Origin of the sequence: Psychroserpens mesophilus (assembly GCF_050617655.1) — a bacterium.
Lineage (GTDB): Bacteria > Bacteroidota > Bacteroidia > Flavobacteriales > Flavobacteriaceae > Psychroserpens > Psychroserpens mesophilus_A.
Genome location: NZ_JBODQC010000001.1, coordinates 70430 through 94132 on the forward strand (window position 1 = coordinate 70430; position 23703 = coordinate 94132).

The 23703-nt window shown below is 34.6% G+C and carries 15 protein-coding genes; 10 read left to right on the top strand and 5 right to left on the bottom strand.

Annotated features, from left to right (window positions below; genetic code table 11):
* Positions 1-84 precede the first annotated feature (84 nt).
* Positions 85-1314 (bottom strand): metallophosphoesterase, encoded by a 1230-nt coding sequence (locus tag ACRHNM_RS00275; protein WP_431132485.1) that lies wholly within the window; start codon positions 1312-1314, stop codon positions 85-87.
* A 113-nt stretch (positions 1315-1427) separates the two neighbouring features.
* Between ACRHNM_RS00275 and ACRHNM_RS00280 the strand changes: the two genes are divergently transcribed.
* Genes ACRHNM_RS00280 through ACRHNM_RS00290 form a run of 3 tightly spaced genes read left to right on the top strand, consistent with a single transcriptional unit; the run spans position 1428 to position 6742 of the window.
* On the top strand, positions 1428-4373 hold the full coding sequence (locus tag ACRHNM_RS00280; protein ID WP_431132487.1) for a GH92 family glycosyl hydrolase: 2946 nt from the start codon (positions 1428-1430) through the stop codon (positions 4371-4373).
* A gap of 51 nt (positions 4374-4424) precedes the next feature.
* Positions 4425-5741 (top strand): sugar MFS transporter, encoded by a 1317-nt coding sequence (locus tag ACRHNM_RS00285; protein ID WP_431132489.1) that lies wholly within the window; start codon positions 4425-4427, stop codon positions 5739-5741.
* Positions 5738-6742: an isoaspartyl peptidase/L-asparaginase family protein gene (locus tag ACRHNM_RS00290; RefSeq protein ID WP_431132491.1), complete on the top strand. Its 1005-nt coding sequence runs from the start codon at positions 5738-5740 to the stop codon at positions 6740-6742. The genes ACRHNM_RS00285 and ACRHNM_RS00290 overlap by 4 nt, the downstream gene beginning before the upstream one ends.
* Here ACRHNM_RS00290 and ACRHNM_RS00295 read toward each other — a convergent pair.
* Positions 6739-8148 carry an aldehyde dehydrogenase family protein gene (locus ACRHNM_RS00295; protein WP_431132493.1) on the bottom strand — a complete coding sequence of 470 codons (1410 nt, stop codon included), beginning with the start codon at positions 8146-8148 and terminating at the stop codon, positions 6739-6741. The genes ACRHNM_RS00290 and ACRHNM_RS00295 overlap by 4 nt on opposite strands.
* A gap of 370 nt (positions 8149-8518) precedes the next feature.
* Here ACRHNM_RS00295 and ACRHNM_RS00300 point away from each other — a divergent pair, with 370 nt between their 5' ends.
* The gene (locus ACRHNM_RS00300) at positions 8519-8791 is read left to right on the top strand and encodes a hypothetical protein (RefSeq protein ID WP_431132495.1); all 273 of its coding nucleotides are present in this window, start codon (positions 8519-8521) and stop codon (positions 8789-8791) included.
* Between the two features lie 72 nt (positions 8792-8863).
* Here ACRHNM_RS00300 and cphA read toward each other — a convergent pair whose 3' ends face one another.
* Positions 8864-11503: a cyanophycin synthetase gene (gene cphA / locus ACRHNM_RS00305; protein WP_431132497.1), complete on the bottom strand. Its 2640-nt coding sequence runs from the start codon at positions 11501-11503 to the stop codon at positions 8864-8866.
* A gap of 106 nt (positions 11504-11609) precedes the next feature.
* On the opposite strand from cphA, the gene ACRHNM_RS00310 reads away from it, so the two are divergent.
* From ACRHNM_RS00310 to ACRHNM_RS00320, 3 genes are read left to right on the top strand one after another with little or no spacing between them, the layout of a single operon-like run.
* Complete coding sequence (locus ACRHNM_RS00310; protein WP_431132499.1) at positions 11610-12473, top strand: cyanophycinase; 864 nt, start codon at positions 11610-11612, stop codon at positions 12471-12473.
* A 42-nt stretch (positions 12474-12515) separates the two neighbouring features.
* Positions 12516-12860 (top strand): hypothetical protein, encoded by a 345-nt coding sequence (locus ACRHNM_RS00315; protein WP_431132501.1) that lies wholly within the window; start codon positions 12516-12518, stop codon positions 12858-12860.
* Positions 12826-13950 carry an HTTM domain-containing protein gene (locus ACRHNM_RS00320; protein ID WP_431132503.1) on the top strand — a complete coding sequence of 375 codons (1125 nt, stop codon included), beginning with the start codon at positions 12826-12828 and terminating at the stop codon, positions 13948-13950. Before ACRHNM_RS00315 ends, ACRHNM_RS00320 begins: the two co-directional genes overlap by 35 nt.
* On the opposite strand, the gene ACRHNM_RS00325 is transcribed toward ACRHNM_RS00320, so the two are convergent.
* Positions 13951-14880, bottom strand: coding sequence for an isoaspartyl peptidase/L-asparaginase family protein (locus ACRHNM_RS00325; RefSeq protein ID WP_431132504.1), 930 nt, complete (start codon positions 14878-14880; stop codon positions 13951-13953).
* 100 nt (positions 14881-14980) lie between these two features.
* Here ACRHNM_RS00325 and polA point away from each other — a divergent pair, with 100 nt between their 5' ends.
* From polA to ACRHNM_RS00340, 3 genes are read left to right on the top strand one after another with little or no spacing between them, the layout of a single operon-like run.
* Positions 14981-17830: a DNA polymerase I gene (gene polA, locus ACRHNM_RS00330; RefSeq protein ID WP_431132506.1), complete on the top strand. Its 2850-nt coding sequence runs from the start codon at positions 14981-14983 to the stop codon at positions 17828-17830.
* A gap of 12 nt (positions 17831-17842) precedes the next feature.
* Entirely contained in the window at positions 17843-18250 is a 408-nt protein-coding gene (locus tag ACRHNM_RS00335) for a (deoxy)nucleoside triphosphate pyrophosphohydrolase (protein WP_431132508.1), read from the top strand.
* Positions 18234-21599, top strand: a complete 3366-nt coding sequence (locus ACRHNM_RS00340) for a DUF3427 domain-containing protein (RefSeq protein WP_431132510.1) — start codon at positions 18234-18236, stop codon at positions 21597-21599. Before ACRHNM_RS00335 ends, ACRHNM_RS00340 begins: the two co-directional genes overlap by 17 nt.
* A gap of 9 nt (positions 21600-21608) precedes the next feature.
* Here the strand turns inward: ACRHNM_RS00340 and ACRHNM_RS00345 are convergent, their stop codons facing one another.
* Positions 21609-23567 (bottom strand): YgiQ family radical SAM protein, encoded by a 1959-nt coding sequence (locus ACRHNM_RS00345; protein WP_431132512.1) that lies wholly within the window; start codon positions 23565-23567, stop codon positions 21609-21611.
* Between the last annotated feature and the right edge of the window lie 136 nt (positions 23568-23703).

A 23703-nucleotide genomic window follows, 5' to 3' on the forward strand; every position in this document is an offset into this window, starting at 1 on the left:
TTTAGATAATCTAACCTAGTAGGTTCACTCTTAATTATTTATAAAAATAAACAATTTCGGAGTAAAAATAACAATTCCATGCTATTATGCATTATTTGAACCTTTTTTAAGTGTAATCACAGTTATCTCAGGCCAAATTCCAACACGTCCTGGATACCCTAAATAACCAAATCCTCGATTTACATTTATATATTGCCCTAGTTGTTCATAAATTCCTGCCCATTGCTTATATCTCCATTTTACGGGACTCCACTTTATCCAACCTGGAATTTCAATTCCAAATTGCATGCCATGTGTATGACCACTTAAAGTTAGGTGATAGTGATAATCATCATTTACAACTTCAGCTTCCCAGTGACTAGGATCGTGTGTCATCAAAATTTTAAAATCATCTGGATTAACATCAGCTTTGGCTTTTTGAAGATCTCCTGCCTTCTTAAAACCTCCTTTTCCCCAGTTTTCAACTCCCATGATTGCTATTCGTTGTCCGTTACGTTCAATAAACCGACTTTCATTTAGCAACACGTCATAGCCCATTTTTTTTTGCAACTGAACTAAATCTGCTAAATTTTGAGCTTTTGCCTCTGGAGTTGTCCAATCAATATAATCACCGTAATCATGATTTCCCAAGACAGAGAACACGCCATCTTTAGCTTTAAGTTGACTGAATAAATTTGTCCAAGGCAGCATTTCAGAAGATTTATTATTCACCATATCTCCAGTAAAGAGAATGACATCACTCTTTTGCTTTTTGATAAGATTAACTCCATATTCAATTTTTTTTCTGTTATCAAAACTTCCTGAATGAATGTCACTAATTTGGGTAATCTTATAACCATCAAAAGTATCAGGTAAATCTTCAAAATGAAGCACATAATTTAAAACTCGAAACCTGTACTTTCCTTTATACATTCCGTAAAGCAATGACGCAAAAGGAATAGCTGCTAATCCAAAAGCAATGGTACTAATAAACTTTCGTCTGGATGGCATGTAGAACGTTTCTCTGGTAGCAAACAATCTATCATAAAGTCCTAAAAATAAACGAATGAGATCCTCGCCAATTAGAATAGGAACCATGACTACATTTAAGGACATAAATGCCAGTAAAAATCCAAAAGCATAACTCTTGGCAGGATTTAGAACTCGTCCTTCAGAACCTATAGAAAACTGATAAACAAAATTACCTGCTACGACAACTGCAATAGCAATAAACAAATAATGTACCCAACTTAATTTTGTTATAGTTTTAATAGCCTGAAAGCCATATACTGAAAAAAGAATATAGATTATAATAAAGATAATCCATCGCATCATAAACGTAGTTTTTCCAAAGATAACTCATTTCAAAGCTTAAGTATATAGATAAAAAACATATTTAACTATACCTTAAGATTTACTATCTTTTCAGTCAATTTAAAACCCTGTTCATGCGACTTATCTTTTCTTTTGCCTTAGTGGCTTTTATTTTAACTGGTTGTAGCCAAGATTCTGATAAACATAGCGCAAAAAAAGACAAACCACTTATTAATTATGTAAACCCTTTTATTGGCACTGGAGGTCATGGTCACACCTATCCTGGAGCTACAATGCCTTTTGGTATGATGCAACTCAGTCCAGATACAAGACTTGACGGTTGGGATGGCTGTTCTGGTTATCATTATAGTGATAAATACATTTATGGCTTTTCTCATACGCATTTAAGCGGAACAGGTGTAAGCGACTATGGAGATATTCTTATAATGCCTACGAATACTATCAATTTCAATAATGGTAAAAATGGAAACTCTGGTTATCGTGCTCATTTCTCTCATGAAAATGAAACCGCTCAGGCTGGTTATTATAAAGTTTTACTGGATACAACAAATATTGAAGTTGAATTAAGTGTTTCTAATCGAAGTGGTATTCATAAATACAGTTACCCATCTTCAGAAGATCAATTCGTTATTTTAGATTTAGAACATCGCGATGAATTGTTAGATTATAAAATTAAGATGCTTAATGATTCTACGGTTTCGGGTTTCAGACACTCAAAAGCTTGGGCTACAAACCAACGTTTGTTTTATAACATTCGTTTTTCAAAGCCTATCAAGAACATTACTTATCTTGAAGGCAACACTCCTGTTTCAAAAAACTATAAATATCAAAGTAAAAAAGCAGCGATTCAGTTTAAAAACCCAGACAACGATCCTGTTTATGTAAAGATTGCTATTTCAGCCGTTGATGAGGCTGGAGCACAAAACAACCTAGAACAAGAAATTGGTCATAAATCTTTTGATGACCTTAAAACCGAAGCTCAAAATTCTTGGGAAAGCCAACTGGAAAAAATCGTTATTGAATCTCAAAATGAAGATTACAAAACTAATTTTTATACGGCATTGTACCACACTATGATTGCTCCAAACTTATACCAAGATGTGGATGGTCGTTATAGAGGGATGGATTTAAACATTCATCAAACTAACGATTTTGATTACTATACGGTCTTCTCTCTCTGGGACACTTATCGCGCTGCACATCCACTTTATACACTTATAGAACAAGAACGAACTAACGATTTCATCAATACCTTTTTAGCAAAATATGACGAAGGTGGCATCATGCCAATTTGGGACTTAAGTGCTAATTATACAGGTTGTATGATTGGTTATCATGCAGTTCCTGTTATTTCTGATGCCTATATGAAAGGCATTAGAGATTATGATGTTGAAAAAGCTTTTGTAGCAATGAAGCATTCGGCAACGAGAGATCAACTCGGACTTAAAAGTTATAAGAAATTTGGATTTATTCCAGTGGAAGAAGAAAGCGAATCGGTTTCTAAAACCTTAGAATATGCTTATGATGATTGGACGATAGCAAAAATGGCAAGAGCAATGGGAAAAGAAGAGGATTATGAGACTTATACTAAAAGAGCACAATACTATAAAAACATTTTTGATCCAGAAACACAATTTATGCGAGGTCGTTTTAGAAACACATGGTTTGCACCTTTTGATCCTTATGAAGTGAATTTTAATTATACCGAAGCTAATGCCTGGCAATATAGTTTTTATGTACCACAGGATATTAAAGGGTTTATAAAGCTTCTTGGTGGAAAAGATAAATTAGAAGCTCAATTAGATGAATTATTTACAGCAAAAGCTGAAACATCTGGTAGAAACCAGGCTGATATTACTGGGCTCATAGGACAATATGCTCATGGCAATGAGCCTAGTCACCATATGGCTTACCTCTATAATTTTGTCAATAAACCACATAAAACTCAAGAGAAAGTTCATCAAATTCTAACCGAATTGTATACCAACGAACCCGATGGTATTTCTGGAAATGAAGATTGCGGACAAATGAGTGCATGGTATGTGTTTGCTTCAATGGGATTTTACCCTGTAACTCCTGGAAGTAATCAATATATTATTGGAACACCTCTGTTTGATAAAGCAACCATTAATTTAGAAAGCGGAAAACAGTTCAATATTATAGCTCATAACCTAAGCGATACCAATATTTACATCCAATCGGCAACTTTAAATGGTAAATCACTCGATAAGACATTCATTTCGCATAAAGATCTTATATCTGGTGGAACATTAGAATTTAAAATGACAGGAAACCCAGCACTTTGGGGAAGTCTTGACGGACAAGAACCTGTCACAAAAATTGAGAACTTTCAGATTGTTCCCGTTCCATTTATAGCAAAAGGCAATGTTGCTTTTAAAGGCAAAACTGAAGTTGTTTTAGATAATGTAGATAAAGATGCTTCCATTTTTTACAGTTTTGATACTGAAGAATTTGTTGAATATGAGAACCCGTTTATCATTTCCGAACCAACAACTCTTAAGATGTATTCAGAAAAAAATAGAACTAAGAGTGCAACAGTTGAAACTAAATTTTACAAAATAGACCCTAACCTTTCTATTAAACTAGACACCGAATATGCCAACCAGTACAATGCTGGAGGTAACGATGCGCTTATAGATGGTATCTTAGGCACAAAAGACTTTAGAACAGGAACATGGCAAGGCTATTGGAATGAAGATGTTATTGCAACCGTAGATTTGGGAAGTCAAAAACCCTTGAATTTAGTAACCATTAACTTTTTAAAAGATCAACGCTCATGGATTTTTTATCCTACAGAAGTTGAATGTTTTGTTTCAAAAGATGGGAAAACGTTCACCTCTGTTGACAATTACACTTTTGAAACACCAACACCATCCGATGAGGTCACTATCAAAAGTTTAGAATTCAAACCAACAAAATCAAATTATCGCTATATCAAAATCATTGCTAAAACGTTAGGAGAACTTCCAGAGTGGCACTTAGGCTATCCACATGATGGACGAAGCTGGATATTTACAGATGAAATAAGCATAGAATAATCATTAAAATACCACGACCTGAGAAACGCTCAATGATGTAAATAAAAATATATGAACCCACAAAAAAGCTACCACTCGTCTTTTGTTCTTTTAACCACCTTGTTTTTTCTTTGGGGATTTATCACAGTGCTTGTCGACTCATTAATACCAAGATTACGCGAACTATTCACACTAAGCTATGCACAAGCAATAATGGTACAGTTTGCTTTTTTTGGTGCTTATTTTGTCTTATCGGTTCCTGCCAGTTATATTCTTTCGAAAATTGGATATAAAAAAGGAATCATTTTAGGATTAACTACTATGGCTTTAGGTTGTTTACTATTTTATCCAGCTGCTTCCTATCGCATCTTCGGAATATTTATTTTGGCATACTTTATTTTAGCTGGAGGCATCACCATCTTGCAGGTAGCAGCCAACCCTTTTGTAGCAGTTTTAGGAAGTGAAGAAGGTGCATCGAGTCGGTTAAATTTATCACAAGCTTTTAATTCTTTGGGAACAGCAATTGCTCCAGCAGTTGGCGCATTGTTTATTTTAAGTGATAAAATTAAAACCGAAACAGAAATTGCAAGTCTTACCGGAGAAGCCAGGCAATTGTATTTAGCAACTGAAGCTTCAGCTGTTCAAAAACCTTTTTTAGGTTTAGCGGCATTTATAATGATTATAGCTGTAATTTTCTTTTTTGCAAAGCTTCCAAAATTAATAGATGAAACACATACTGGTTCTTATTCTGGTGCATTGAAAAACAAAAATTTGATGCTTGGTGTGCTTGGTGTTTTCTTTTATGTTGGTGCAGAGGTATCTATTGGAAGTTTTCTGGTGAATTATTTTCAGGACATGAATATGGTTCCGCTTATAAGAGAAAGTTCAGTGCTAATGAAAATTGCAGATACAGTAGCAACTATTCTCTTTAAATCTTTAAATGGCGCAGATGATAAAGCCTTACTTGGGATTTTCGTAATTTTCTATTGGTCTGGAGCAATGATTGGACGTTTTGTAGGTTCATACTTAACCAAAATAATGAAACCAGGTAAAGTGCTTGGTGTTTTTGCAAGCATTGCCATTTTGCTGATAATCATTTCAATTTCTAATACAGGTTTAATTTCTATGTGGAGCATTTTAGCTGTCGGATTGTTTAATTCTATTATGTTTCCAACCATATTTACACTGGCTATTGATGGTATTGGCGATTTAAAACCTAAAGGTTCAGGTTTATTATGTATGGCGATTGTTGGTGGAGCAATCATTCCGTTAATTTGCGGGAGTTTAATTGATGCCAACGGATTTAAGTTCGCCTTTTTATTTATTACTATTTGCTATGGTTATATTTTGTGGTATGGCTATAAAAACTCTAAAAAATTAATTCAATGAAGCGAAGACAATTTATAAAAAAAGCATCGCTAACTGGAGTCGGAATTGCTGTTGGAAGTTCATTGAGTAGTTGTGTTGAAAATCCTTCAAAAGAAAATAAAAATGAAATGATTATGACTGCAAATATATCCAAAACACCAATTGCAATATGCACATGGGCTTTTGTAGCCGCAAATGCAAAAGCTGGTGAACAACTCTCTAAAGGCAAGAAAGCATTAAATTCTGCTATAGCTGGTGTTGCCATTGAAGAGGAAAATATCAAAAACACCACTGTTGGTAAAGGTGGTGCTCCTGATAGAGAAGGAAATGTTACACTTGACGCATGTGTTATGGATAGCAATGGTGATTGTGGCTCAGTTATTTGTGTCGAAAACATTACGAATGTTGCAGCATTGGCTAAACGCGTTATGACCGAAACACCTCATGTAATGTTAACTGGTTTTGGAGCTGAAGAATTTGCGTATCGTCAAGGTTTTAAAAAAGACAAATTACTTACTGAAGACTCAAAGAAAGCCTGGGAAGAATGGCTAAAGTCACCTGAATATAAACCTTTAATCAATATAGAAAATCATGATACAATTGGCATGTTGTGTATGGATAGTAATGGAAATATTGCTGGAGCATGTACAACATCTGGATTATCTTATAAAATGAAAGGTCGCGTAGGCGATTCGCCAATTATTGGTTCTGGATTATTTATTGATAATGAAATTGGTGGTGCGGTTGCAACAGGAATGGGTGAAGAAGTCTTAAAAACAGTTGGCAGTTTTTTAATTGTTGAACTCATGCGAAATGGCATGTCACCTCAAAAGGCTTGTGAAGAAGCCGTAAAACGAATTACAAGTAAAAATGAGCGATACAAAGAATTTCAAATTGCTTATATAGCAATGAATACATCAGGTGATGTAGGTTCTTATTGTATTCACAAAGGGTTTACCTATATGAAATATCAAAATGGAGAGAATAAAAATATTCATTCTGATTATTTTGTTGAAGCTTAAAACCATTTAATAGTCAAATCCACTATTTTTTGTTTAAAATTAGTATAAGGTGGCATCAACAAATCTACTGCGCCAAAAGTATGTTGCCTTAAAACGGAACGTTGATTCGTAAATTCTAAAAAACCATAAAGACCATGAGACTTTCCTATACCACTGTTATTTGAACCTCCAAAAGGCAAGTTATGATTTAAAAATTGTAATAAGTTATGATTAATGCATGTACTTCCTGCTCTGGTATTATTGATAATGTAATCGCTGGTTTTTTTGTTTTTGCTGAAGATATACAGCGCTAACGGCTTTTCTTTAGAATTAATATAATTGACAACCTCATCGGTTTTAGCATAGGTTTTTATTGGAAGTATAGGTCCGAAAATTTCATTTTGCATGAGATCGCTGTCTTCGGAAGCATTAAACACCAACGTTGGTTCTATATAATTGTCTTGCTCTTCTAAAGTTCCACCTAGTTCAATTACAGCATTTCTAGAGATGGCATCTTCTAAATAGCCTTTCAACCTATTAAAGTGTTTCTGATTTACAATTCTTCCGAAGGAATCTGAAGCGGAAGGATTTTCAGTATAAAACTCAGTAAGATACTTTTTAAATGCACTTTTAAATTCAGAAGTTATAGACTCATTGACAAATACATAATCAGGTGCAATACAGGTTTGTCCTGCATTGAGAAACTTTCCGAAGATAATTTTCTTAACCGCTTTATCTAAATTAGAGGTATCATCAATAATAACTGGCGACTTTCCTCCTAACTCTAAAGTCACAGACGTTAAATGCTTTGAGGCTGCTTCCATTACAATCTTTCCAACATTAGGTGAACCAGTAAAAAAGATATGATTAAAAGGAAGTTTGAGTAACTCTTGTGAGACCTCAACTTCACCTTCAACAAGTGCGACTTCATTGGTATTAAAAATTGCCTTTACAATTTTAGACATGACCTTAGAGGTATGAGGTGTCATCTCACTAGGTTTTAAAATAACCGTATTTCCTGCAGCAATTGCAGACACTAAAGGTCCGAATGTAAGATTTACAGGGAAATTCCAAGGAGAGATAATCAAACACACTCCTTTAGATTCATTTTTAATCCATGACGAACTGCCAAGCAACGCCATAGGTGTATCTACTTTTTGAGGTTTTAACCAGGACTTTAAATGTTGGCTTACAAAATTAATTTCATCAATAACTGGATATATCTCTGTAAGGTCTGTTTCAAGTTGTGGTTTTTTAAAATCATTATAGAGTGCATCTCTTATTTCTTGCTTGAAGGTAACTTCTAAAGCGAGTTTAAGTGATTTCAACGTTTTAATTCGTTCTCTATACGTTGTATTACCAACTATATATTGATTGTTTTTTTGTGCATTGAAAAGTGCTGCGTAGGTATTATTAGAATCGTTCATGTTCTGTTTCGGTAAAAGTAGAAAGATACAAAAAATTCAATCCTTCTAGTCATCCTACCAGAATCAAAAAGGCATCGACAAACAGCCTTTTTTTAAAATAATACTTGCAACACCTATAAACAAAGGGTCTCTAAAAAGCAATGCTATTTTTATCGGTGAAATGCACACCAAAAAACCACTTATCTAAAAAAACCACCATTTCATCTACAACGTATTTATTGGGCTACAAGCCGTTTTTGTGTAGTTCATCGATGTTTTTTGCGAGCGATTTCATCTTATCTAAAAAGTAACCGCTTTTATCCAAAATATTCATCTTCAACTTTAATGTTGTGTTTCTTTGACATGAGTTTAATAATAAGAACAAACAATTATGAAAACAGTTTTAACAATATTAGCAATCACATTATTACCTTTCTTATCTACAGCACAAGAAGCTAGTACAGATACTAAAAACAGTGATACTATTGAAACTGTAATTGAAAAAAACAATGACACTCAAATAAATAAGAGTGATGCAACTGCAGCGTCTGGAATTAAAGCTCAAGTTATTAAGATTAACCGTAAGAAAAGTACAGATATCATTAGCATTAAAGCTTACAGAAAAAGTTTACACATTAAAGTAAAAGAAGTAAGAGTTTGCTAAGAGCCTAAATAATAAAATAAAAAAACCCGAAACGTTGTTTCGGGTTTTTTTGTGTCTATACCTAAGCTAACATTAGGCAAAGCTTAATTCACCATTAGCTTCTTGTTCTTTAAACTTTTTAACTAATTCCAGAGCATCAGGAATGACATCACTACACAATATAATAAGTGAGCCTTTTACTGCGTTTTTAACTGCAAAGGTGATGGCTTCCTTTTCAGAAGGTATGATTGTTGTTTTCTTATTAGGATCTTTCATTTTAATACCATCATTTAACATCTTAATAAGTTCCTCTTCTGTTTTTCCACGCAGGCGTTTATCCTGGCGAATGATGATTTCATCAAACATTTCAGCAGCAATAGATCCCATTTCGTTGTTGTCTTCAACACGTCTATCTCCAATGCCAGCAATAATACCAACTTTAACAGTTGCTTCTAATTCATCTGTAAATTTTTGCAACGCTCTCATTCCAGCTGCATTATGTGCATAGTCTAATAAAATTGTAAAATTATTAAATTTAAAAAGGTTCAATCGTCCTGGTGTTTGAGATGCCGAAGGAATGAAGGTTTCTAAACCTGCTTTCATATCTTCTATACTTATACCTTGTACATGAACAGCTAAAATTCCAGCTAACACATTCTGAATCATGAATTTTGCTTTACCACCATAGGTTAGTGGAATATTTTCAGCTCTCATAATGCGCATTTTCCATTCACCTCTACAAATAGTTACATATCCATTTTCATAAATGGCAGTAATCCCATTGAGGCGTTGCATGGCTTTAATTCGAGGATTATTTTCATCCATAGAGAACAAAGCCACGTTACAATCCACAGTTCTTCGCATGTCATACACTAAATCATCATCAGCATTTAAAATCGCATATCCATCAGGTAATACGGTTTCTGGAATAACACCTTTAACTTTAGCTAACTGTTCTATGGTATGAATTCCTTTAAGACCTAAATGGTCTGCAGCGACATTGGTCACAATTCCCACATCACATTTTTTAAAGCCTAATCCGGCTCGTAATAATCCACCTCTGGCACACTCTAACACAGCAAAATTAACGGTAGGATCTTTAAGTACAAACTCTGCACTGGCAGGACCTGTACAATCACCAGTCATTAATAGCCTGTTTTGAATGTAAACACCATCACTTGTTGTATAACCTACTCGATAACCGTTCATTTTGGCAATATGAGCAATTAAACGTGAGGTCGTTGTTTTTCCATTAGTACCTGTAATGGCAATGATTGGAATACGACCAGTATCTCCTTTTTGAGGAAACAATTTATCAATAACTGGAGCTGCTACATTTCTAGGCAATCCTGTTGTTGGAGCCAAATGCATTCTAAATCCTGGACCTGCATTGACTTCCAGAACGGCTCCTCCTGTTTCTGATAATGGCTTGGAAATATCGGTTGTCATGATATCAATTCCACAAATATCCAAATCAATAATTTTTGAAATTCGCTCAGCCATAGATACATTTGCCGGATGAATAATATCTGTAATATCTTCTGCAGTTCCTCCTGTACTTAGGTTAGCTGTATCTTTTAAAATAAGTCGTTTACCTTCAGCAATTACTGAGTCTAGAGTATATCCAGCATCTTTAATAATCGTTTTCGTAAGTTCATTTACCGTAATTTGAGTTAGAACATTTTCGTGACCATAACCACGTCTGGGATCTGAATTGACTTTATCAATTAGTTCTTGTACTGTAGATGTTCCATCTCCTATAACATGTGCAGGAGTTCTAATGGCACCAGCAACCAATTTATTATTAATCACCAATAATCTGTAATCGGCTCCTTTAATAAATTTTTCAACGATGATTGCTCCACTTTTAGAGCTTTCCTTCGCATGATGAAAAGCCTGAAGCGCATCTTCATAGTTTTGAATATCAACGGTAATGCCGCGACCATGATTACCATCAATTGGTTTAATCACTAAAGGGTAACCAACATAACGACAAGCCTCTTCCAAACTGCGTTCACGACGAATAATATCTCCTCTTGGCACTTCAACTTCTGCTTGTTCTAATAAATACTTTGTATCTTCTTTATCACATGCCAGTTCAACACCAATACTACTTGTTTCACTTGTAACCGTTGCTTGAATTCGTTTTTGATTGGCTCCATAACCTAACTGACAAAGTGAATATTTATTTAATCGAATCCATGGAATTCCACGAGCTTCTGCTTCTTCAACAATAGAACCTGTACTTGGACCTAGGCGATCAGCTTCCCGAAGCTCTCTCATATGCTGAATATCATCAGACAAGTCATACTCTTCTCCACTAATTAAAGCTTCACATATTTTAACTGAAGCCTTAGCTGCATAGCGACCAACCGATTCTTCCATGTAAGCAAACACCACGTTATAAACACCTTCTTCCCCATAACCTCTTGTTCTTCCGAAGCCAACATCCATTCCTGCAAGCGTTTGGATTTCAAGAGCAATATGCTCTATGATATGTCCCATCCAAGTGCCTTCTTCAACACGTTGGAAAAAGCCACCAGCTTCACCTACAGAACAACGATGTTCAAACATGCCAGGAAACATGGTTTTTAATCGTTCGTAAAATCCTTCAACTTTGTTAGAAGGTTTTTCTTCCATATCTTCAAGATCAAGAACCATCACTATTAATTTATGACGTCTTACAGACCAATAATTTGGCCCTCTCATGGCATTTATCTCGCGTATTTTCATGTAAATTTAATTTCAGTTAGTTAATGTGAAAGATTATAAATATAACATTTTTCAAAAGAAAAATTAGTTTATTTTTGCTTAATATTTAAACTACAGAACAGATCGTATGCAGAAGATAAAAGGAACTCTAATTCCCATTGGAGGAAATGAAGATAAAGGTATTGACACTAATGAAATGTACACTTTAGAATTTATTGAAGAAGGTATTTTATACCATGTCGTCAAAGAAGCTGGAGGCACAAATGCTAACATTGTGGTCATTCCTACTGCATCTAGCATTCCTAAAGAAGTTGGTGATAATTATGTGACAGCTTTTACTACTTTAGGCTGTAAAAATGTTGAGGTATTAGACATACGTTCTAAAAAGGATGCTGAAAAACAACATGCTATAGACTTAATTAAGAAGGCAAATTGTGTCATGTTTTCAGGAGGTGACCAATCAAAAATTACAAATAAAATTGGCGGAACAGCTATTCATAATATTTTATTAGATCGCTACAAAAATGAAGAAGGCTTTGTGATTGCTGGTACTAGTGCAGGTGCAATGGCAATGGCTAATGAAATGATTGCTGGAGGAAGTGCTACAGAGTCTTTCATTAAAGGCGCAGTTAAAATGTACAGCGGTTTAGGCTTGATTCCTGAAGTCATTATAGACACGCATTTTATTCGTCGTGGTCGCTTTGGAAGACAATCTGAAGCCATAGCAAAACATCCTAATCTTTTAGGCATCGGACTAGCAGAAGATACAGGTATGATTATAAAAGATGGAAATGACTGTACGGTTATTGGCTCTGGAATGGTCATTGTTTTTGATGGAAGTAAATTAACTCACAATAACGAAAAAGTGCTTCCAGAAGGAACACCAATGACTATTGCTAATCTTACGATTCATGTCCTTTCTAATGGTGATCAGTACAACATTAAAAACAGAAAAGTAACAGTCCTCCCTATTGAAGCTCCTTTCATCTAATTTTTTTGAAGCTTATTTCAATTTCACATAGATTTGAAGCTTATGAAAATCAGGCTTTTAATAGGAATTCTTTTTTTGCTACTGCAAGTCGGCTCAATAGCTTATGCACGTTTTATTCCTGAGCGTTTTTTTTGTTGGGCACCATATGATAGTCATATAAAATTTGAAGTATTTGTTACCATCAACGGAAAAAAACTGACTCCAGAAGAAACTTATGCTCGCTATAAATATAAAATGAACGGCTGGGAACAACGCTCTATTGATAACATTTTCTCTTTAATTTCACAATACGAACGTACTTATGGTAAAGATGATCATGCCCAAGTTTTGATGATATATTCAATTAATGGTCATGAAGAAAAAGAATGGAGATATAAAAATGAGTAGCCTATCAACGTTCATAGTAAGACCCTTTCAGTTTGGAGGTACAAAGTTACATCCAAACATACTGCTGATGTGCAAATTATTAGTCATATTAATGACAGCACATCATATTTTTTTTAAAATTCAAGACCCTTTTATTCCTTTTATTCCAGCTTTAGACTGGTTTAACGAGTACCCAAATGTTTTTAAATACTCGTTACGAGCGATGTATGTTTTAAGTGCTTTTTCCTTGATGTTTAATATTAAAGTCCGAACAGCAAGTATAATCCTTGGGCTTGTGGTTATAACAAACATATTATCTTCAAAACCTTTATTTTTTAACCACACCTTTATTTGTGGTTGTGCTCTGTTTTTAGCTGGATTAACCAATGATAAAGAACCACCTTACTTACTTATATTTCAATTGAGTTTAGTGTATTTTGGTGCTTCAATCAATAAATTTTTAGAACCCGATTGGTGGTCTGGAGCATTTATGGATACCTGGTTGGGAACAGCCAGAGAGAATCCTGTGTATTTGTATGCTTCAGTGTTTTTACCAGAAATGGTCTTGGCAAAGCTGTTATCATATATTGCCATGTTTACTGAATTTGCCATTGCTGTATTGATTCTATTTAAAAGAACAAGAAACCTAACCCTTTGGTTTATCATCATTTTTCATACATCTCTATTTACGTTAACCGCTTTTAGATTTGGACACTTTATTGAATCTTTAGCCATTGTATTAATAGCATTTTTGAGTTTTCCAAAGCATCAACTAATAATCAACTACAAAGAAAAATCATTACTTAAATTAAAACGATTCTTCAATTTCTTAGATCGAGACCAAAACCAAGTTTGGTCACCTATTCCGTCCGAAAACCCTCATTGGTTAAGTCTCAAAATAAAAGACAAAACACTGTATAATCATGATGCTTTAAAAGACCTCATTTTATACACACCAAACTTTTTTATGCTCATGCTATTTATTGATATGGCAATGACTGTCGTTTTCTATAATCATAGAACAGTGTTATTTGTATTCAATGTCCTATTTATATGGAGTATGATTTTTTATTTTTTACCTATAAAAAGATTTAAAAGGAAAACAACTTAATCATTTATAAATAGAAATATCTTCTTCTCCTTCGGAAGTTTTACTTGCACGATACATGCCTTCCGTATTAAAAGGCATTGCAATATGACCTTGAGTATCTACAGCAATCAATCCACCATCTCCACCAATTTCAAGAATCCGCTTATGAATCACTTCTTCGGAAGCGGCTTTCAAACTCATATTTTTATGTTCCATCAAACACGCTACATCATAAGCCACAACTCCTCTAATAAAAAACTCACCACTTCCAGTACATGAAATGGCACAGGTTTTATTATTGGCATAATTTCCTGCGCCAATCATAGGACTATCACCAACGCGTCCCCATTTTTTATTGGTCATGCCACCTGTTGAAGTTGCTGCTGCAATATTTCCGTTCTGGTCACAAGCCACTGCACCAACGGTTCCAAATTTTGAGTCTTTCTTTATAGAATGATCCAGCTGAAAACTATCAGTATCCTTTATTTCTAACCATTGATTATGACGAAATTCATCATAGAAATACGCATCATTCTCTAAGGTATAGCTGAGTTCTTTAGCAAACTGCATTGCACCTTCTCCAGCCAGAAACACGTGTTCACTCTTTTCCATAACATCACGAGCTAAACTTACTGGATTTTTAATTCCTGAAACTAAACTTACGCCTCCAGCATTTAACGTTTTTCCATCCATGATACTGGCATCCATTTCATGAGATTCTGTTGCTGTAAACACCGAACCTCTTCCTGCGTTAAACAAGGGAGAATCTTCCAAAACTTTTACAGCAACTTCAACAGCGTCAATAGCTGTTCCTCCTTCATTTAAAACAGCATACCCTTTGTCTAAAGCCGCTTTTAAATCGCTTCTGTATTTCGCTTCTAATTCTGGCGTCATCATTCCTTTGACTAAAGTTCCAGCTCCTCCGTGAATGGCTATTGAAAATTTTTTCATTCGTTTTTATTTTACTTCGGAAAATTACAAATTGCTATTCAATTTGTTCCATATAAACGCATAAGTTTTTGTAGCTTTATAAACTTCAAAATTAAAGTTCATGTCAGATCAAAAACGCCTATTTCTTGTTGATGCTTATGCCCTTATTTTTCGTGGCTACTATGCTTTTATAAAGAATCCTCGAATCAACTCTAAGGGAGAAGACACCTCTGCCATTATGGGTTTTATGAACTCGTTGTTAGACGTTATCAAACGTGAACGACCAGATCATTTAGCAGTATGTTTTGATAAAGGTGGAAGTGTGGATCGTGTAGAGATGTTTGAAGCTTATAAAGCCAATCGTGATGAAACACCTGAAGGCATTAAAACGGCTATTCCTTATATCTGCGACATTTTAGAAGCCATGCACATTCCAATTATGGTAAAAGAAGGTTATGAAGCCGATGATGTTATTGGAACTTTGTCTCGTCAAGCGGAAAAAGAAGGATATAAAACCTATATGGTAACACCTGATAAAGATTTTGCACAGCTCGTTACCGAAAATGTGTTTATGTACAGACCTGTATTTGGTGGTGGTTATGAAACCTGGGGAATTCCTGAAGTGCAAAAGAAATTTGAAGTCACAGATCCTTTGCAAGTGATTGACTTTCTAGGAATGATGGGAGATTCTAGTGATAATATTCCTGGATTACCTGGTGTTGGTGAAAAAACAGCTAAGAAATTTTTAGCCGCTTATGGCAGCATGGAAAACCTATTAGCCAATACGCATGAGCTGAAAGGAAAAATGAAAGAGAAAATTGAAGCGAATAAAGAACTCGGACTCCTTTCAAAACAATTGGCAACGATTATGCTCGATGTACCTGTGACCTTTAATGCTAAAGATTTTGAACTCGATCATCCTGATGTTGAAAAAGTAAAACAAATTTTCACCGATTTAGAATTCAGACGACTCACAGATAACTTTCTGAAAACCTTTGCTTCAGAAAAAGAAGTAACTCCAGCAACACAAACTCAAGACATTAAACCTTCAGAAGAAAAAGCTACTCCTAAAGAACAAAAATCAGCTGGTGAAGGTCAGTTTTCTCTTTTTGGAGGAGATGCTTCAGCAACTACTGAAACCACTTCAGACTATACCAGAAAAACAGCCGAAACGACCTCACATTTTTACCAGAGTGTCGCTTCAGGAATGGCAACCAAACTCTTTGTAAAAAACTTACTGAACCAAACTTCTGTATGTTTTGATACGGAAACCACAGGATTGAATCCCTTAACAGCAGAACTCGTTGGCATCGCTTTTTCATGGGAAGCTGGCAAAGGGTTTTATGTGCCATTCCCAGAAGATAAAACCGAAGCACAAGAACTCATTGAAGTCCTCCGACCGTTTTTTGAAAACGAAACCATTCAAAAAATTGGTCAGAACCTAAAATACGATATCAAAGTCCTGTCAAAATACAATGTTGAAGTTAAAGGCAAACTCTTTGATACCATGTTAGCGCATTACCTCATCAATCCAGATATGCGACATAATATGGATGTGCTGGCAGAAACCTATCTGAATTACACTCCAATTTCCATCACAGAACTCATTGGCAAAAAAGGGAAGAATCAACTCTCAATGCGTGAGGTTCCTTTAGAAAAACAAACCGAATACGCTGTAGAAGATGCCGATATTACGCTTCAGCTAAAAGAACATTTCGAAAAAGAATTAGGAGAAGCCAATACGCAAAAATTGTTTGATGAGATTGAAATTCCGTTGCTACGTGTACTTGCTGCTATGGAATTAGAAGGTATTAATTTAGACAAAGCGTTTTTAAATTCCTTATCTGAACAACTCAATAGCGATATTGCAAACCTTGAAAAAAGCATTTATAAAGCGGCTGGCGAAGAATTCAATATTGCTTCACCAAAGCAGTTAGGCATCATTTTATTTGAAAAACTAAAATTGGTCGACAAGCCAAAAAAGACCAAAACTGGTCAATACAAAACAGGCGAAGATATATTATCCTATTTAGCCAAAGACCACGACATCATTCAGCAAATTTTAGATTACAGAGGTTTATCAAAATTAAAAAGCACTTATGTCGATGCTTTACCTTTACAGGTTGAAGAATTAACTGGACGTGTACACACTGATTATATGCAAACCGTTGCTGCCACTGGACGATTGAGTAGTAACAATCCGAACTTACAAAACATCCCAATTCGTACCGAACGTGGTCGTCAGGTTCGAAAAGCTTTTGTTCCAAGAAATGAAGAGTACACGCTTTTAGCGGCCGATTATTCACAAATAGAACTTCGCATTATTGCCGCATTAAGCAAAGAAGAAACGATGATTGAAGCCTTTAAACATGGTGAAGACATTCATGCGTCAACAGCTTCAAAAGTATTTAATGTTCCTATTTCTGAAGTCACTCGTGAGCAACGTAGCAATGCCAAAACCGTTAACTTCGGAATCATTTATGGAGTTTCTGCGTTTGGGTTGAGCAACCAAACGAATCTGTCACGTAGCGAGTCTAAAGAACTCATTGACACCTATTATGACACCTATCCAAAATTACGCAGTTACATTCATGAGCAGGTTGATTTTGCTCGCGACAACGGTTATGTACAAACGGTTTTAGGGCGACGTCGATATTTAAAAGACATCAATTCTCGTAATGCTGTGGTTCGTGGTGCTGCCGAACGAAATGCAGTAAATGCACCAATACAAGGCTCTGCAGCTGACATCATTAAAATTGCGATGATTAAGATTTACGACAAACTCCAGGCAGGCAATTACAAATCGAAAATGCTCTTGCAGGTACATGATGAACTGGTATTTGATGTGTACAAACCCGAACTCGAAGAACTAAAAACACTCATCAAAACCGAAATGGAGAATGCTTACAAACTGGACGTACCTCTTGATGTCGATTTAGATATTGGTGATAATTGGTTGGAGGCGCATTAGATATTTGGAATCATGAAAAAAATTGAAGTTGTTGCAGCAATAATATATTTCGCTAATGAAATTTTATGTGTTCAGAGACCAAAAAATAAGTTATTATATGTTTCAGAAAAATTCGAATTTCCTGGAGGAAAAATTGAGAAGGAAGAATCAAAAAAAGAAGCATTAAAAAGAGAATTAATTGAAGAGCTGAATTTTGTTCCTTCTGCAATTGGCGATTTATTTCTAACCGTTGTTCATAGGTATCCTGACTTTGAATTAACTATGCATTGTTTTAAATGTTATGCTAAAACAAAAGATATTCAACTAAATGAACACATTTCGTCTGAATGGTTAACAATAGAGCACTTAAATAAACTTGATTGGGCTGAGGCAGATATTCCAATAGTAAATAGATTAATTGAGGATGGAGAAATCGTTTAACGATAATTTTAAAGACAGCATACTAACAGGATTCATTGACAAGTCATTAGAATCAGATGCTCTATTTCAACCTGAATTACTTGTCAATAGGAAAATACCAAGAAAAAAAGTACTATCCACAATTATTAAGGAATTAGAAAACTGTGAGAGTTTTTACATATCTGTTGCATTTGTTACCACAAATGGTGTTGCTACTTTAATAAATACTTTTAAGAGTCTTGACGAAAAAGGAATAAAAGGTAAAATTCTTGTTTCACAATATCTTAATTTTACACAGCCTGAAGCTTTAAAAAGATTATCCCAATTCAAAAACATTGAATTAAAAATAATAACAAAAGAAAATTCACATTCTAAAGGTTACATTTTTAATCATTCTGAATATTATAATTTAATTGTTGGAAGTAGTAATTTAACCTCTTCAGCATTATCGACAAATAAAGAATGGAACATGAAAGTTTCGGCTAGAAACTCTAGTTCGATTGTAAATAAAGTAATCAATGAATTTGAGAGTGATTTTAGTGTTGGAGAAATTGTAAATGAAGCTTATATTAAAAACTATGAAGAAGTTTATAAAAAACAATATCTCGTTTATAAAAAAAGTCAGAAAGAATTATCTGAGGAGCTTCGTTTAGAAATAACTCCTAACTCAATGCAAAGTGAAGCATTGGCAAACTTAGAGATATTAAGAAAAAATAATAACAAAGCCTTAATAATTTCAGCAACAGGCACAGGAAAAACATTTTTAGCAGCTTTTGATGCTAAAGCATTTAATCCTAGAAAACTGTTATTTGTAGTCCATAGATTAAACATTGCAAAAAAAGCAATGGAGACGTTCCAAATAATTTTTGGTAACACAAAAACAATGGGTTTGTACTCTGGTAACAAAAGAGAATTAGATTGTGACTTTGTTTTTTCAACCGTTCAAACAATATCTAAATCAACTCATTTAGAACAATTTGACAGGGCTTGTTTTGACTATATAATTATTGATGAATCCCATCGCTCTGGTGCTGAATCATACATTCGATTAATAGATTATTTCCAACCAAAGTTTCTTCTTGGCATGACTGCAACACCTGACAGAACTGATGGAAATGATATTTATAGCCTATTTGACCACAACATAGCTTATGAAATTAGATTAAGTAAAGCTATGGAAGAAGACATGCTTATTCCATTTCACTACTACGGTGTTACAGATTTATCTGTTAATGATGAAATACTTGAAAATGAATCTGATTTTAGGTTATTAACTGCTGACGAAAGAGTGAAAAAAATCATTGAAAAAATTGAATTTTACGGTTCAGACAATGGGATAACCAGAGGTCTAATTTTTTGTTCAAAGAAAGCAGAAGCAAAAGAATTATCTGAAAAATTTAATCAAAGAGGTTACAATACTGTTGCTTTGACTGGAGACAATTCAGAAGAAGAAAGGGCAACAGCCATTGATAAATTAGAGAGTAACAACTTAGCAATAAAATTAGACTATATTTTTACTGTTGATATATTTAATGAAGGAATAGATATTCCTAAAATTAATCAAGTTGTAATGATACGTCCAACACAATCTGCTATTATTTTCATTCAGCAATTAGGTAGAGGATTGAGAAAAACTTATGAAAAACACTACTTAACAGTCATTGATTTTATAGGTAATTATAAAAACAATTATTTAATTCCTATTGCCTTATATGGAGATACATCCTTCAATAAGGACAAAATAAGAAAGTTAATTTCTGAAGGCAGTAGCATGATACCAGGCGAATCCACTATTAACTTTGATGAAATTACAAAAGAAAAAATATACGCTTCAATCGATTCTGCTAACATGCAACTGCTTAAAGACCTAAAGATTGACTACAATAATTTAAAGAGTAGAATTGGTCGAATTCCTATGATGATGGATTTTGTTAAAAATAATGCAAGAGAACCATTCTCATTCGTTGAATACTCTAAGTCTTATTTTAATTTTATTAAAAAGGCTGATAAGACATTTGATAAAGTTTTAGATAAAAATCTATCAAGTTTATTAGAACTTTTTTCAATGGAAATAAACAATTCTAAAAGAATCGAAGAAAGTTTAATATTAAAAGAATTATTAAATGATAATGAATTAAGCATTTCTCAACTTAATGAATTAATATTTGAAAAGTATAATTACATACCAAGCGTAGAAACTATAGAATCTAGTATTTCTAATATTAATTTTAGTTTTATTCGAAAGGAAAAGAAAGTGATATACTTGGAAAAAAATTCTTTCAAATTCCATCGTGAATTCATAGAAATACTTGACAACAGTATCTTTAAAGATTTTCTACTTGATTCAATAAATTATTCAATATATACCTTCGACAGTACTTTTAACAAAAAAAATTATAAAGACGGTCTATTGCTTTTTAACAAATATAGTAGAAAAGATGTTTGTAGATTATTGAACTGGGAGAATGACATCAGCAGCACAATTTACGGTTACAGAACCAGAAATGAAGTAACTCCATGTTTTGTAACTTATCATAAGTCAGATGACATAGATGATACAATAAAGTACAACGACCATTTCATTTCACCTTCAATTTTTGCTTGGGAATCTAGATCTAATAGAAAATTAAATAGTCCTGAGATTCAAAATGTAATTAGTTCTAAACGCATATTGCTATTTGTAAAAAAAGAAGATGCTGAAGGAACAGACTTTTATTACATGGGTGATGCATCAATAATTAAAAACTCAATCCAACAAGCAGAAATGCCTGAGTCTGGCAAACCTGTCGTTCATTTTAAATTTCAATTAGAACAACCAGTTAAGGATGATTTATATGGTTACATAACAGCAACAGAAAAGAAAAAGACATCTAGACCTACTGTAAAACAAGAATCAAAAAAATTAAAACAAGAAGAGAATTCATTAGAATTTAAAATTCCGTTATATAATTTTCACGCAGCGGCAGGAACTTTCAGCGAAATGCAAGATGAAAAAGAATACGACTTAATATCTGTTCCTGAAAAATTCGCTGAAGATGATTATTTTGCTTGCAGAGTAATTGGTGAATCTATGAACAAAATTATTCCAAACAACTCTATTTGCATATTCAAAAAGTATTACGCAGGTTCTCGTAGTGGTAAAATTCTTCTAATAGAAAACAGAGATACTTATGACCCAGATTTCAATTCAGCATTTACTGTGAAAACATATGTAAGTGATAAAACTGTCACAGAGGAAGGCTATCAGCATAATTCAATAATGTTGAAACCTAACTCTTATGATAAGAGTTTTGCAAGTATAATTCTTGATGAAGAAAACAGCAAAGAAATGAGAGTAATTGGGGAATTTGTAAAAGTTTTAGAAAATTAATTAAAATAATTATCGTCTTTTTTTATTTTTCCCCTTCGCATACTTCACCTTGTTCTTCCGCTGATTAAAAGGAACCGCATCATCAAAAGTATGTTTGGCATCACCTTTCGGTTTATTTTTACGCCATTTTTCAGTTTTAGCTGGAAGCAAGACGTCCAGTAAATCCTGACGCCCCAATTTATTTAAGGTCTTTTTAATCCACGCCTTGTTTTCGTCCTTGTACCAGAAGAAAAAACGATGCTGCTCATCTTTTTCCTTTCGAGTTTTTGGCGTGTTCACTTCCTTGAGTGTATACGGATGGTAACCACTATAATAAATCACAGTCGCAACCGTCATAGGTGTTGGCGTAAAGCCTTGCACCTGCTCTAACTGAAAGCCCATATCTTTGGTTTCGGCAGCAAGATTAGCCATGTCTTCGGCTTCGCAGGCTGGATGATTCGATATAAAATAAGGGATGAGCTGAAGCTTCAAACCATTCTTGATATTGATTTTATCAAAACGTTCTTTAAACTTATGGAAGTATTTAAACGACGGTTTCCGCATCAGTTTTAATACAGGATCACTTGTGTGTTCTGGTGCGACTTTCAAGCGTCCAGACACATGCTTGGTCATTACTTCTTCAGTATAGTCGTCGAGCTCTTTCGGGTTGGCATTTTTATTAAACTCAGGCACCAGCATATCATGACGAATTCCAGAACCTATAAACGATTTCTTCACTTTCGGATGACGATCAACTGCCTGATACAATTCGGTTAAGGGTTTGTGCGACGTGTCTAAATTACTACAAATCACTGGAGAAATACAACTGGGAGCCACACATTTGTCACAAATAGATTGTACTTTTCCTTTCATTTGATACATGTTGGCACTTGGGCCACCAATGTCACTCAAGTAGCCTTTAAAATCTGGCATATTGGCAACGGTATCGACTTCCTTTAAAATCGATTCCTGACTTCTCGACGCAATAAATTTGCCTTGATGTGCCGAAATGGTACAAAAGCTACAACCACCAAAACATCCACGATGAATGTTAATCGAAAATTTAATCATTTCAAACGCAGGTATTGGTCCACGCTTGTTATATTTTGGATGTGGTAAACGCGTGTAAGGCAAATCGAAAGAGGCATCAATTTCTTCCTCAGTCATGGTTGGATAAGGCGGATTAATCATCAAAGTCTTATCACCTACTTTCTGAAAAATACGTCGTGCAGCCAGTTTATTCGACTCCTGTTCAATGACCTTAAAATTAGAAGCGTATTGTTTTTTATCCTGTAAACAGGTTTCATGAGAAGCGATTTCTACATCTTCCCAGTTGCTGTTTTTCGGAATGCTCTCCTCTTTATTTAAAAGTACAGCCGTTTGATTAATGGTATTCAAACTGCTAAACGGAACCCCTTTTTCAAGCAAACGAACAATTTCACGTAAGGGTTGCTCACCCATTCCATAGACCAGCATATCAGCTTTAGAAGTTTCTAAAATCGTTGGCATCAATTTATCACTCCAGTAATCGTAATGTGTGACACGACGTAAAGAACCTTCAATTCCTCCAATTAAAACTGGTGTATCTGGCCATTTGTCTTTTAAGATGTTAGCATATACAGAAGATGCATAATCTGGTCGAAATCCGATATCGCCATTTGGTGTATAGGCATCTTTGTCACGACGCTTCTTATTCGCGTTATAATTACTCACCATAGGATCCATACAACCACCTGTCACACCAAAGAATAATCTAGGCTTTCCAAGTTTTACAAAATCCTGTAGGTTATCATTTACATTAGGTTGCGGCACAATTGCTACACGCAAGCCCATACTTTCAAGCAAACGACCAATTACTGCAGGACCAAAGGTTGGATGGTCTACATACGCATCACCACTAAACAAGATCACATCAAGGTATTCCCAACCTCGTATCTTGACCTCTTTATTTGTGGTAGGTAACCAGTCTGAAAGTTGTAACTCTTGCATAATCTTGCAAAAATACTTAAAAATTAAACGCTTAGCTGTTAAATTTGATGTAATCCTATCGCTTTACTAGTTTGGGCGTTACCCAAGGGTCGGGCTTTCGGCAGTCGCTTTTTTGTGTTGCTTATGTGGAACAACA

Coding starts and splice junctions, on each gene's coding strand:
- ACRHNM_RS00275 (WP_431132485.1), bottom strand. CDS start 1,314: ATGATGCGATGGATTATCTTTATTATAATCTATATTCTTTTTTCAGTA.
- ACRHNM_RS00280 (WP_431132487.1), top strand. CDS start 1,428: ATGCGACTTATCTTTTCTTTTGCCTTAGTGGCTTTTATTTTAACTGGT.
- ACRHNM_RS00285 (WP_431132489.1), top strand. CDS start 4,425: ATGAACCCACAAAAAAGCTACCACTCGTCTTTTGTTCTTTTAACCACC.
- ACRHNM_RS00290 (WP_431132491.1), top strand. CDS start 5,738: ATGAAGCGAAGACAATTTATAAAAAAAGCATCGCTAACTGGAGTCGGA.
- ACRHNM_RS00295 (WP_431132493.1), bottom strand. CDS start 8,148: ATGAACGATTCTAATAATACCTACGCAGCACTTTTCAATGCACAAAAA.
- ACRHNM_RS00300 (WP_431132495.1), top strand. CDS start 8,519: ATGAAAACAGTTTTAACAATATTAGCAATCACATTATTACCTTTCTTA.
- cphA (WP_431132497.1), bottom strand. CDS start 11,503: ATGAAAATACGCGAGATAAATGCCATGAGAGGGCCAAATTATTGGTCT.
- ACRHNM_RS00310 (WP_431132499.1), top strand. CDS start 11,610: ATGCAGAAGATAAAAGGAACTCTAATTCCCATTGGAGGAAATGAAGAT.
- ACRHNM_RS00315 (WP_431132501.1), top strand. CDS start 12,516: ATGAAAATCAGGCTTTTAATAGGAATTCTTTTTTTGCTACTGCAAGTC.
- ACRHNM_RS00320 (WP_431132503.1), top strand. CDS start 12,826: ATGAAGAAAAAGAATGGAGATATAAAAATGAGTAGCCTATCAACGTTC.
- ACRHNM_RS00325 (WP_431132504.1), bottom strand. CDS start 14,880: ATGAAAAAATTTTCAATAGCCATTCACGGAGGAGCTGGAACTTTAGTC.
- polA (WP_431132506.1), top strand. CDS start 14,981: ATGTCAGATCAAAAACGCCTATTTCTTGTTGATGCTTATGCCCTTATT.
- ACRHNM_RS00335 (WP_431132508.1), top strand. CDS start 17,843: ATGAAAAAAATTGAAGTTGTTGCAGCAATAATATATTTCGCTAATGAA.
- ACRHNM_RS00340 (WP_431132510.1), top strand. CDS start 18,234: ATGGAGAAATCGTTTAACGATAATTTTAAAGACAGCATACTAACAGGA.
- ACRHNM_RS00345 (WP_431132512.1), bottom strand. CDS start 23,567: ATGCAAGAGTTACAACTTTCAGACTGGTTACCTACCACAAATAAAGAG.